This window comes from Antarctobacter jejuensis (assembly GCF_052266595.1).
Taxonomy (GTDB): Bacteria; Pseudomonadota; Alphaproteobacteria; order Rhodobacterales; family Rhodobacteraceae; genus Antarctobacter; species Antarctobacter jejuensis.
This window is the reverse complement of record NZ_JBQQXJ010000006.1, coordinates 113,449-125,387: the sequence shown is the minus strand read 5'-3', so window position 1 is coordinate 125,387 and position 11,939 is coordinate 113,449. Positions and strand designations below refer to the sequence as shown.

The 11,939-nt window shown below is 63.2% G+C and carries 12 protein-coding genes; 4 read left to right on the top strand and 8 right to left on the bottom strand.

The genetic code is table 11. The features are described from left to right. Positions 1–275: 275 nt before the first annotated feature. The 4 genes from ACTXGA_RS10445 to ACTXGA_RS10430 form a co-directional block, all read right to left on the bottom strand. Positions 276–2,789, bottom strand: coding sequence for an adenosylcobalamin-dependent ribonucleoside-diphosphate reductase (locus ACTXGA_RS10445; protein WP_443393361.1), 2,514 nt, complete (start codon positions 2,787–2,789; stop codon positions 276–278). Between the two features lie 351 nt (positions 2,790–3,140). Then, a complete protein-coding gene (locus tag ACTXGA_RS10440; protein WP_443393359.1) occupies positions 3,141–3,308 on the bottom strand; it encodes a hypothetical protein in 168 nt (55 codons plus the stop codon). A 148-nt stretch (positions 3,309–3,456) separates the two neighbouring features. Next, positions 3,457–3,657, bottom strand: a complete 201-nt coding sequence (locus ACTXGA_RS10435; protein WP_443393357.1) for a hypothetical protein — start codon at positions 3,655–3,657, stop codon at positions 3,457–3,459. Between the two features lie 111 nt (positions 3,658–3,768). Beyond that, positions 3,769–4,644 carry a sulfotransferase gene (locus ACTXGA_RS10430; RefSeq protein WP_443393356.1) on the bottom strand — a complete coding sequence of 292 codons (876 nt, stop codon included), beginning with the start codon at positions 4,642–4,644 and terminating at the stop codon, positions 3,769–3,771. 147 nt (positions 4,645–4,791) lie between these two features. Here ACTXGA_RS10430 and ACTXGA_RS10425 point away from each other — a divergent pair, with 147 nt between their 5' ends. Together ACTXGA_RS10425 and ACTXGA_RS10420 are read left to right on the top strand one after the other, a co-directional pair. Beyond that, complete coding sequence (locus ACTXGA_RS10425) at positions 4,792–5,223, top strand: DUF1489 family protein (protein WP_443393355.1); 432 nt, start codon at positions 4,792–4,794, stop codon at positions 5,221–5,223. Between the two features lie 85 nt (positions 5,224–5,308). After that, positions 5,309–5,689, top strand: coding sequence for a hypothetical protein (locus tag ACTXGA_RS10420; protein WP_443393353.1), 381 nt, complete (start codon positions 5,309–5,311; stop codon positions 5,687–5,689). A gap of 20 nt (positions 5,690–5,709) precedes the next feature. Here ACTXGA_RS10420 and ACTXGA_RS10415 read toward each other — a convergent pair whose 3' ends face one another. Further along, complete coding sequence (locus tag ACTXGA_RS10415) at positions 5,710–6,201, bottom strand: YdcF family protein (protein WP_443393351.1); 492 nt, start codon at positions 6,199–6,201, stop codon at positions 5,710–5,712. Positions 6,202–6,307: 106 nt separating this feature from the next. Between ACTXGA_RS10415 and yghU the strand changes: the two genes are divergently transcribed. Together yghU and ACTXGA_RS10405 are read left to right on the top strand one after the other, a co-directional pair. After that, positions 6,308–7,138 carry a glutathione-dependent disulfide-bond oxidoreductase gene (gene yghU / locus ACTXGA_RS10410; protein WP_443393349.1) on the top strand — a complete coding sequence of 277 codons (831 nt, stop codon included), beginning with the start codon at positions 6,308–6,310 and terminating at the stop codon, positions 7,136–7,138. Between the two features lie 99 nt (positions 7,139–7,237). Then, positions 7,238–8,581 carry an ABC1 kinase family protein gene (locus ACTXGA_RS10405; protein ID WP_443393347.1) on the top strand — a complete coding sequence of 448 codons (1,344 nt, stop codon included), beginning with the start codon at positions 7,238–7,240 and terminating at the stop codon, positions 8,579–8,581. Here ACTXGA_RS10405 and hisG read toward each other — a convergent pair. The 3 genes from hisG to hisS are packed head-to-tail and all read right to left on the bottom strand — an operon-like array spanning position 8,578 to position 11,818. Next, positions 8,578–9,270 carry an ATP phosphoribosyltransferase gene (gene hisG / locus ACTXGA_RS10400; protein WP_443393345.1) on the bottom strand — a complete coding sequence of 231 codons (693 nt, stop codon included), beginning with the start codon at positions 9,268–9,270 and terminating at the stop codon, positions 8,578–8,580. The genes ACTXGA_RS10405 and hisG overlap by 4 nt on opposite strands. Then, complete coding sequence (locus ACTXGA_RS10395; RefSeq protein WP_443393344.1) at positions 9,267–10,349, bottom strand: ATP phosphoribosyltransferase regulatory subunit; 1,083 nt, start codon at positions 10,347–10,349, stop codon at positions 9,267–9,269. Before ACTXGA_RS10395 ends, hisG begins: the two co-directional genes overlap by 4 nt. Beyond that, positions 10,346–11,818, bottom strand: a complete 1,473-nt coding sequence (hisS, locus tag ACTXGA_RS10390) for a histidine--tRNA ligase (RefSeq protein WP_443393343.1) — start codon at positions 11,816–11,818, stop codon at positions 10,346–10,348. Before hisS ends, ACTXGA_RS10395 begins: the two co-directional genes overlap by 4 nt. Positions 11,819–11,939: the final 121 nt, after the last annotated feature.

Below are 11,939 nucleotides of genomic sequence, written 5' to 3'. Positions count from 1 at the left end.
TTGGTCGATTTGCCCGAATAATAGACGGCCAACGCGTTCTTGCGCCCGGCGTCACCGACCCAGGGCGTCCTCATCACCGGCTTCTGAACGAAATCTATGCGCCCCGCGCGCTCCAGACCGCCCTTGGAGGCGTGCCCAAAGTGCGCCAGCAGCCCAAAAATTGCACCTGTCACGGTCATGGCCTCGCCAAGACACCCTTTGCGGCAGACCGAAGCAGTTCCTAACGCGCGTTATTTGAGCTCGGTTACGCGACAGAAGACCCTTTCACACGGTGTTCACCCAGAGCACTTGGAATGGCCGCAGGAGCCGCAGGTCATGCAGCCTTCAACCATGCGCATGTCGTATTGGCCGCAGTTCGGGCAGGCCGGGCCGCGGGGCTGGTCGAGGTTGACGACCTGCGCCTGCGGGTCGCTCTTCAGGCCCATGCCTTCGCCTTCGAGGAAGCCCGTCGCGATCAGGTGCCGTTCGATCACGCCGCCGATGGCCGCAAGGATCGAGGGGATGTATTTGCCCTGCACCCAGGCGCCGCCGCGCGGATCAAAGACCGCCTTGAGTTCCTCCACCACAAAAGACACGTCCCCGCCGCGCCGGAACACAGCCGAGATCATCCGGGTCAGAGCCACCGTCCAGGCGAAATGCTCCATGTTCTTGGAGTTGATGAAAACCTCAAAGGGGCGTCGATGGCCGCCTACGACAATATCGTTGATTGTCAGATAGATGGCATGTTCGCTGTCCGGCCATTTAAGCTTGTAGGTTGCACCCTCCAATTCGGTCGGGCGATCCAGAGGTTCGGACATGTAGATGACATCGCCGTGGGGTTGGAGGGGTTCGGCGTCCGTTTTGGCAACGACCTCAGGAGAGTTCTCGTCACCAAATAGTAACCAGCCAGCTGTCACGCCCAACGCTTTTGAAAACTCTTGGGCACGCGCTTTGGAGAGATCTTGTTTCCCTGAAAGAACGCGCGAAACGTGCGTCCGTTCTATCCCGACTGCGTCCGCAAATTTGGACGGCATGTCGTAACCGGCTTGCTTCATCGCAAAAGCCAATCGTTCCGAAGGATCGCCTAGCGAAGGCAGGGGCTTCGGCTTCTCCTCCGACACACTCAACACGCTGCCGGTCACCGCATTTGGACGGTAGGTCGTGCAGCCTTTGCAGCCGCTCTCATAGGCCGCCATGTAGACGTCCTTGAAATCCTCAAAGGAAATATCCTCCGGGCAGTTGATCGTCTTGGAGATCGACGAGTCCACCCACCGCTGCGCCGCCGCCTGCATCCGAACGTGGTCCAGCGGCGCCAGCGTCTGGGCGTTCACGAAATACTTCGGCAACTCCGCCTCGGCACCGAACTTCTCGCGGTACATCTGCACCGCGTAGTCGACCACCTCTTCCTCGGTCCGGGTGCCATCCTTTTGCAGCACCTTGCGGGTGTAGGCATAGGCAAAGACCGGCTCGATCCCCGACGACACGTTGCCCGCGTAAAGCGAGATCGTCCCCGTCGGCGCAATGGAGGTAACCAGAGCGTTACGAACGCCGTGTTTGCGCACCGCCTCCCGCACGTCCTCATCCATGCCCATCATGTTGCCAGAGGCGAGGTATTTCTCGGCGTCGAACAGGGGAAATGGCCCCTTCTCCTTGGCCAATTGCACGGAGGCCAGATAAGAGGCGCGGGCGATCAGCTTCAGCCACCGTTCGGTCATCTCCGCCGCCTCTTCGGAGCCATAGCGCAGACCACACATCAACAGGGCATCGGCGAGGCCCGTGACCCCAAGACCGATCCGCCGCTTGTTCTGTGCTTCCAGCCGCTGCGCCTCCAGAGGAAAGCGCGAGGCGTCGACCACGTTGTCCATCATCCGGATCGCCGTGGTCACCAGCTTTTCCAGCTGCGCCTCGTCGATATGGGCCTGATCCTCGAACGGGTTCGCCACCAGCCGCGACATGTTGATCGACCCCAGAAGACAGGCGCCATAGGGCGGCAGCGGCTGCTCGCCACAGGGATTGGTGGCGGAAATCGTCTCGCAGTAGTTCAGGTTGTTGGCCTGATTGATCCGGTCGATGAAGATCACGCCCGGCTCTGCATAGTCATAAGTCGCACGCATGATCCTGTTCCACAGGTCGCGTGCCGGCAGGGTGTGGTAGACCACGCCGTCGAATTGCAGTTCCCACGAGCCGTCCGCCTTGACCGCCTCCATGAAGGCATCCGTGACCAGAACCGACAGGTTGAACATGCGCAGGCGTGCGCTGTCGGCCTTGGCGGAAATGAAATCCTCGATATCCGGGTGATCGCAGCGCATGGTCGCCATCATCGCGCCCCGGCGCGAGCCCGCCGACATGATCGTGCGGCACATGGCGTCCCAGACATCCATGAACGACAGCGGTCCGGAGGCATCCGCCGCCACGCCTGTCACCGGCGCCCCCTTGGGCCGGATGGTCGAGAAATCGTAACCGATGCCGCCGCCCTGCTGCATGGTCAGCGCGGCTTCTTTCAGCATGTCGAAAATGCCGCCCATGTTGTCCGGGATCGTGCCCATGACAAAGCAGTTGAACAGCGTCACGCTGCGCCCTGTGCCCGCGCCCGCCGTGATCCGCCCTGCCGGGAGATATTTGAAATCTTCAAGCGCGTCATAAAAGGTCTCTTCCCAGACCGCCGGGTCCGGCTCGACCGAGGCCAGCGACCGCGCGATCCGGCGCCAGCTGTCCTCGACGCTCAGGTCGATGGGCGTTCCGTCGGCCTCTTTGAGGCGGTATTTCATGTCCCAGATCTGTTCGGCGATGGGGGCGGCAAAGCGGGTCATGGCGAGCGATTCCCTTTGGTGGCAGGCTGAACAATGTAGCTCTAACAGGAAAATTCCACAACTGATTGACGGCATTCCCCTGATTGACCCCAGATCATGCGGCAGCCCCTTTGTCAGCCCCCGGCATTCGCAAATTGACCTTGGCGGAGCGCAGCGGCGCACTTGGCGTTTCCCCGCCCAATGATATCGAGGAAAAGGCCTGAGGCATCGCGTACTCCCTGCCACCCGCGATGCGCGCCTCCTCCGCCATCGAAATGGAACAGGTCCGCCCGCTTTAAATCGAATGGGGCTCTGGGGCGGCGGTGCGCCTTGCGCAACAGGCGGGGTGCTCGCCCCTGCAAACAAGGCGCATTATGCGCTGTTGTTATAGCACCCGATCATGCAGATCCCGCCAAGCGGCGATGGTGCGACATGATCGGGCAACGGCGCCACCAGAACCCCCGCTTCCAGTTCCTGCCAGCACAAAACAAGGTCGGCCATCACCATGCCGGCCCCCATGACCACGGCCTTCGTCGCCATGTCGAGATTGGGAAAGTCCAGCCCCTCTGCCGCGTTTGCCCCCGCGGGAAAAAATGTATCGTGTTTGAACGGAACCCGACAAAAAACCGCGTCAGCGCATTCGTTCGCTGACGCGGCACTCAGACCAAAGGAACAGGTCAGGCGGCCTTCAGAGCCAGAAATCGTCTCCCGGCATGAGATCCGGCATGGTTTCGGCATCTTCGATCCCGTCGTGAAGGGGAACCAAAGACGCCTCCTTGGTGATCGCGTTCGTCATCTGGCGCAGATCGGTCTCGCCAAAATCGCGGGTGAAGGTTTCGTCGCGCTTTTCGGCAACCGTGGATGTAAAGACAAAGCCATCTTCGGGCATGGAATGAACTCCTCAATCATCGGGCTGAACCCGGAAATGAAAATCTGTCCCGCCAAAATGTTCGCAGGATGAAGGAATGATGCAGCATGGTCCGCTATCACGACAGTCAGGTTATCCCTGCCACCCTACCGGAACCTCGGCGCCAAACCGCTCATGGCAAAAGGCGTATTGCGGCGTCAGGGCGGCGTGAAACGCCGCGCGCGCGTCCTCTGGCAGGTCGGACCGGACTTCGGTTTCATTGCGGCGCACACCGGTCTCCGCCGCTTGCCACGGGGCGCCCGCAAAATCACACAGACGCCGCAAATTGGCCTCTTGCATCAGGGATTCATAGAAAAGGTACAGCACCTCTCCCTCGGCAAGGCTCTCATCCAGCGCCGATACGGTCGCACGATAATCCCCGCGCGCCAAAATCGCGCTTGATTGCAGCGCCGTGGGCCAAGCCTTTACTGCGTCGTCGATGATCGTCTGTTGCTGCATGTGCCGCAGCTGCGACCAGAACCGATCCACCGGGTCGCGCATGACAAAGACCACCCGCAACCGCATGCCCTGTTCGAGGCAGACCGCGCGCATCCACGCGAACCCCTCCGCACCCAGTACTGAATAAGCCGGCGTCACATCACACAGCACCCGCGTTTCCCCTGTGCAAAGCCGCGCGAAATGCCCGAAGTAGGCATCGTCGTCATAGATCATCTGCACCCGGTCCAGCGCCGCCTGCACCCCGGGCGCGCCGTTCAGCATGGCCACAGGATCAGGCGCCTTGGACAAATAGAGCATCAGCCGCCGTACCGCCAAAAGGTCCATGTCGCTCAGCGCGTTCTGCGGAAACTTCCGGTTGAAGAAATGCATCTCCTTCAAGGGACTGGCGGAAACGCCCGGCAGGCTGTCCAGATAGCCGTGCAGCCAACTGGTCGCGCATTTGGTCCCGCCGACGCAAATCAGTATGGTCTTGCCGTCCAATTCGGCATAGCGCCGCAATCCGATCTCCATGCTCGCCCCCTGTCACGCCAGCCAAGGCTGGCACAGTCCCGGCCACCGCTCAAGCGTGCGTCCCGCGCCCGAAGCAGGAGCACGCAGCACGCCCCCGGCTTGCCGCCGCGCGCCGGTCCTCTATGATCTGCCTCCACCGGGGGACTCATGGCCAAGACCGTTCATCTTCTCAAACTCAGCGTCGGCACCGAGGACGTCACAACCCTCAAGGCCTGGCAGGACAGCCGTGCGGATCAGACCGCCGACGGCCTGCCGCGTCACATCACCCGCATGTGGCCCCGACGCGAGGCAGAGGTGCTGAACGGTGGCTCTATCTACTGGGTGATCCAGGGGCTGATCCAGTGCCGCCAGCGCATCCTGCGTCTTGATCCGGTCACGGGTCAGGATGGCATCAACCGCTGCGCGCTTGTGCTGGACCGTGAGTTGATCCGCACCACCACCGCGCCGAAACGCCCCTTTCAGGGCTGGCGCTATCTGGCCGCCGACGACGCGCCGCCGGATCTGCCCGCAGGCCGCGAAGCCGAAGACCCCCTGCCCCCCGCACTCGCCGGCGCGCTGGCGGATATCGGGGTTCTTTGACAAACTGAATTGGCCTGTATCAAGGCCACGATTCCGGCCTCTTGATAGAATCAGGCATCACAAGCGATTGCCAAAGAGGCTCTACATGAAACGATTTCTGATTATTCTCGCCCTGCTCCTTGCCGCACCGGTTGCACAGGCACAGCAGTTGATGGGGTCTTACAGCGCCTACATCGGCAATCAGGATCTCTACAATTCCAACGGGGTCCGCCTGTCCTCTCCGGCGCAGGTTCTGCGTCAGGACCGCGCCAATTATCACCGCTTCGGCATCAGCCAATACGGCGATGAGTGGGATCCCTATTTCGGTGACATCAACACCCGCGCGCGGCTGGAACAACTGGTCAACAGCAGCAACCTGACGCCCTATGTCCGCAACTCGATCATGCAGGGCAACGTCCACATCATCGTCAATGTCTACGGTCAGGGCGGCTGGATCAGCTTTGTCGAGATCGTCGTACCCGGCTAAGCCGCCCGACCGTGCTAACCTCAGCGCCCGGCGCCCCGGATCCAGTACCAGAATAGCGCCGCCATTTCGCGCAGCCATGTGCGCGCCACCCGAAGGGGCGGCGCGCCTTTCAGGTCCGGGCTGTCCACCACCACGTCAAACCCCGCGCGCCGTCCCATTAGCCGCGCCCGCGCCGCGTGGTAACGGTCCGTGACCACCACGACCTTGCGCGCGCCCAATGCCTCCAGCAGTGGTCGGGACAGGCGGAAATTGTCCTCTGTCGTCAGCGCCCCGGTCTCCAGCACCAGCGCCGTCTCCGGAACACCGGCCGCGCGGCAGACCTGCGCCATAACCAACGCCTCTGCCGGCGGATTGGTTCGGACACCTCCCGACAGGATCAGCGCCCTGACGCGCCCGTCCCGCCACAGCGACACCGCGTGAACGGCCCGCCGCCGCAACGCGGGCGACGGCCGCCCATCCGGCAGAACCCGTGCCCCCAGAACCAGCGCCACCGGCAGGTCATCGACTGCCATCCCGACCGTCCTTTCGTATGAATGCACAGTTGCTGTGCACCGTCGCGCGGCCTCTTTCAATCCTGTTCCGATTCCTTAGGTTGTCGCCAACGAAAGGATCTGCGCGATGACCCAAAACTACACTCCCCCCGACGTCTGGACGTGGGAAAAGGAAAACGGCGGCACTTGGGGCTCTTTGAACCGGCCCATTGCCGGACCGACCCATGACAAGGAACTGCCGGTTGGCGACCACCCGTTCCAGCTCTATTCGCAGGGCACCCCGAACGGTGTCAAAGTTACCATCATGTTCGAAGAGCTGCTGGCCGCTGGGCACGACGCCGAATACGACGCTTGGCTGATCCGGATCGGCAAAGGGGATCAATTCGGTTCCGGCTTCGTCGAGGTGAACCCCAACTCCAAGATCCCCGCGTTGGTCGACCGCTCTGGCGACGCACCGATCCGCGTCTTTGAATCCGGTGCGATCCTTATGCATCTGGCCGAAAAATTCGACGCCTTCCAGGGACCGCGGGAAAAGCGGGCAGAGATGCTGTCCTGGCTGTTCTGGCAGATGGGCAGCGCGCCCTACCTGGGCGGCGGCTTTGGCCATTTCTACGCCTATGCCCCCTACCCCATGGAATACCCGATCGACCGCTTCGCCATGGAGGTCAAGCGCCAGTTGGACGTGCTGGACCGGCACCTTGCTGACAACCGCTATCTGGTGGGCGAGGACTATACCATCGCCGACATGGCTATATTTCCCTGGTACGGGCGCACCGTCCACGGCGAGAGCTATAACGCCGGCAAATTCCTGGACGTGCAAAGCTACAAGAACGTCATCCGCTGGGCGGATGAGGTTCTGGACCGCCCCGCCGTTCAGCGCGGGCGCATCGTCAACCGCACGGGCGACGGTCTGCTGGAGGAACGGCACTCGGCAGCGGACATAGACGCCCTTCTGTAATCTACTACCGGTTTCGGGCCAGCGGCAATCCGTTGGCCCGAAACCATCAGTCGTGACACCGACCCTCGCCGCGCGACGACGGCACGCTACCTGCGGAACATGAGCAAGCGTTCCGACAGACCCGGCGTCGCCGTTCCGACATCGCGCATTGCGCGTGCCGCGCGCATGGGTGGATTGACCACCTCCATCCTTGGAAATCTGGCCATAGGCGCCACGCGAGACATTGCCCGCGGACGGCGACCCGCGCCGCGCGACCTGCTGCTGACCCCCGCCAACGCCCGGCGTTTGACCACCGAACTGGCCCGGATGCGTGGCGCGGCGATGAAGCTGGGGCAACTCCTCTCGATGGAATCCTCTGACCTTATGCCGCCGGAACTGGCGGCGATCCTGTCGCAGTTGCGCCAGGACGCCCTTTTCATGCCGCCCAAGCAGCTGAAACAGGTGTTGACAGAGGCCTATGGCGCGGGGTTCCAGCGCCGCTTCAAACGCTTCGATACGCGGCCCGTCGCGGCGGCCTCCATCGGGCAGGTTCACCGCGTTGTGGCCGCTGATGGCCGCGCGCTGGCGCTCAAGATCCAGTATCCCGGCATCCGGGGGGCCATCGACGCGGATGTGGCCAACCTCGGCACGCTCTTGCGCTATTCCGGCCTGATCCCGCGCGGAATCGACATTGCCCCCCTGCTGGAAGAAGCCCGCAAACAGTTGCACGAAGAGGCGGATTACCGGCGCGAGGCGGCGGAACTGGACCGCTTTGCCGGGCTGCTGCGGGACAGCCCCGGGTTCGCCCTGCCGCGCCCGCATCGAGATCTGTCCACCGACACCGTGCTTGCGATGGATTTCATGGACAGCCGCCCAATCGAGGTGCTGGAATCCAACCCGCAAGCGGCCCGCGACAGCGCCCTGACCCGGCTGTTCACCCTCTTCCTGCGCGAGGTCTTTGACTGGCACCGCGTCCAGACCGATCCGAATTTCGCCAACTACAGGCTGGCCCCGGATGGCGAAACGCTGGTCCTGCTGGACTTCGGCGCGGCCCGCGCGTTTGACCAAACCAGCGTCGCTGGCTTTCGCTGCCTGCTACGGGCGGCCGCAAACGGACATGCCGAAGACATCCGGGCCGCACTACTGACCACTGGGTTCATCCGCCCGGACACACCCGCCGATCAGGTCGACACGCTCTTGCGCATGGTTGCGATGATCCACCCCGCGCTCAACAGCGCGCAGCCCTTCGACTTTGGTGACACCACCCTGCTGGAACAGCTTCGCGCCGAAGGTCAGCGCCTCGGCCTTGACCAAGGCTATGCTGAGATCCCGCCAATCGACGCGCTGTTTCTTCAGCGCAAACTTGCGGGACTGGTTCTGTTGGCCACGCGGTTGCGCGCGCGGGTGCCGGTCCGCGACCTGCTGGCGCCCTATCTGAACGCCGCTTCAGGCCGCAGCGCCTAAAGCCCCAGCCGATCCTCCAGCGTCCGCAGCGTCTCACGCTTCGCCTCGTCCAACGGCGCTATGCGTGATTTGAACAGGGTCGCCTGCGACCGCAGCACCGGCTCTTCGGACAGCACCTTGAGATGGTTCGCCCGCAGCGTTTCACCGGTCGAGGTGATATCCGCAATCGCCTCGGCGGTCAGGTTCTTCACCGTCCCTTCGGTCGCACCTTGGCTGTCCACCAACTGATAGTCCGCCACCCCCCCGTTATGCAGATAGCCCCGCACCAGCCGGTGATATTTGGTGGCGATCCGCATCCGGAAGCCATGGCGCGCCCGAAAGGCCGCCGCCGCCGCATCCAGATCATCCAGCGTATCCACGTCCACCCAGCAGGCCGGCACCGCCACGATCAGATCCGCATGACCGAACCCCATCTCGGCCAGCGGCGCCACCTTCTGATCCCATTGCACCAGCTTTTCCTGCACCAGATCGGTGCCGGTCACGCCAAGATGAATGCGCCCCGCGGCCAGTTCGCGCGGGATCTCCCCCGCGCTCAACAGCACCAGTTCGACACCTTCGATGCCGGTCACCTCACCGGAATATTCACGCTCTGATCCGCTGCGCGCCAGACCGATGCCATAGCCCCCGAACCAGTCAAAGGTCTTTTCCATCAGCCGTCCCTTTGACGGCACCCCAAGCTTCACGCTCATACGTCCGCCTCCAGATCGACCAGCAGGCCGGGCCGGATCACACCGCCCACCGCCGGGATTTCGCGCCCTGCCCCCAACTGCCGGGTCAGCGCGTCATAGCGCCCGCCCGAGGCCACCAGCGGCCAGTCCGCCCGCCCCTGCGCCGCAAAGCCAAAGACGAAACCGTCGTAATACTCCATGGAGGTCCGCCCGAAATTCGCATCGAACTGCAGGCCAGAGACGTCGACGCCCCGTGCCGTCAGCGCCTCGCATCGGGCCGCGAAACGCTCGACCGCTTCGCCCACGGCAGGCAGATCCACGGCGATGTCGCGCAGATGCTCCAGCGCGTTCAGGCAGGTCTCTGACACCTTCAACAGCTCTTCCAGCAGTTCCACCTGACCGCCCGCCAGCGGCCCCTCCGCCGCATCCGCCTTCAGCGCCGCCACCCGTGCCGCGATCTCATCCGCGTCACGCAACCCGATCACCGGTCCCGCCGCCGACATCGGATCCATCGAGGTCAAGAGCGCCACCCGCGACGGCGGCGTCAGCGACCGCCCGGAATACCGATCCAGCAAAGCCCGGAACCGACGCGGCCGCCAGATGTGCCGCATCAGGGCCCCGCGCCGCGCCTCGGAAATCTCCAGTCCCTGAACAGCGGCGATCAGGATGCCGATATCGCCAATGACCGGGCGTAACCCATAGGGCGACAGCACCTCCGCAAAGCGGGCAAAGACCTCGGCATCGGCACCCGCCGGATCGTCACGGTCAAATATCTCATAGCCGACCTGATGGTATTCGGACGCGCGTTCCGGGTGTTCTTCCTGCCGCCGGAAAACCTCTCCGGCATAGGTATAACGGGCCGGGTCCGCACCCTCGTCCATGTGCATCTGAACCACCGGCACCGTAAAGTCCGGGCGCAGCATGACCTCGCCCTTTACGGGATCATGGGTGACATAGGCCCGCGTGCGAATATCCTCGCCATAAAGGTCCAGCAACGTCTCGGCGGGCAACAGCACCGCGCATTCCACCGGCTGCGCGCCCGCCTCCACGAACCCCTGCTTGAGCGCAGCGGCCTTCGACTTGATCTGGCTCAGGCTCATTTGTGCAGGTCCAGGATCTCTTGCACCTTGGACACCAATTCGCCGCGCGGCACCTCGTACTGGCTCGGGCGTTCTTTCCATTCCTCCAGCGTGGCCTCCTCGGCCAGCTTGGCGCCAAGGATCAGGTCCTTGATCTGGACGACACCGCGCTCCTTTTCATCCCCGCCTTCAATCACGGCCACCGGGCTTTCACGCTTGTCCGCGTATTTCAACTGGTTGCCAAAGTTCTTGGGATTGCCAAGGTAAACCTCGGCGCGAATGCCCGCGTTGCGCAGATCCGCCACCATGGACTGATAATCGGCCATGCGGTCACGGTCCATCACGGTCACAACCACCGGCCCCTGCACCGTGCCGCCGATCCGGCCCTTCTCGCGCAGCGCCGCCAGCAACCGGTCGACCCCAATGGATACACCTGTGGCCGGCACCGGCTGCCCGGTAAAGCGCTTCACCAGATCGTCATACCGTCCGCCCCCCGCGACCGAACCGAACTGCCGCTTGCGGCCCTTCTCGTCGAGGATCTCGAAAGTCAGTTCCGCCTCGAACACCGGCCCGGTGTAATAGCCAAGGCCACGCACGACGGAGGGGTCAATCACGATCCGATCCGGGCCATAGCCCTGTGCCTCCAGCAGTGCCGCGATCTGTTCAAGTTCATCGACACCCTCCGCACCCACGGCGGACTCGCCGATAGCGGCGCGCAGATTGGCCAGCGTTTCTGCCGCATCCAGCCGCCCCGAGGTCAGGAACGCCACCACCGGCTCCGCCTGCGCCTCGCTCAATCCAACCCCGTCGATGAATGCGCCAGAGGCGTCCAGCCGCCCCTTGCCCAACAACTCGCGCACACCGGCCTCACCGACCTTGTCGAACTTGTCGATGGTCCGCAGCACCGCATCGCGCTGGCCGTCGTCGTCAAGGCCCATGCACTCAAGCACCCCGTTCAGGACTTTCCGGTTGTTGACCCGGACCAGATAATCGCCGCGTGGAATACCCACCGTCTCAAGGCAATCCGACAACATCGCGCAGATCTCGGCATCCGCCGCCACCGAACCCGCGCCCACAGTGTCCGCATCACACTGGTAGAACTGCCGATACCGCCCCGGCCCCGGTTTTTCATTTCGCCAAACCGGCCCCATGGCATAGCGCCGATAGGGCAAGGGCAGATCGTTGCGGTGCTGGGCATAGACCCGGGCCAAGGGCGCGGTCAGATCATAGCGCAGGGCAACCCAACCATCGTCATCGTCTTCCCAGGCAAAGACCCCGGCGTTCGGGCGATCCACATCGGGCAGGAACTTGCCCAGCGCCTCGACCGTTTCCACAGCGGAACTTTCCAGCGCGTCAAACCCGTAACGATGGTATACCCCGGCAATCGCGTTCAGCATCTCCGCCCGTTCGGTCACGTCAGAGCCGAAATAATCGCGGAATCCCTTGGGCGTCTGCGCCTTGGGCCGCGGGGCTTTTTTCTGTTTTGCCATGGGTCTTCCCCGGTTGTCGGATATGTCGCGCTCCCTCTATCCCTTTGCCCCACGCGGGGCAAGCAGACCGCCTTGCAGCTTCTTCTCTTTGAAAATACGCACAAGCCACATCAGCCCGGAG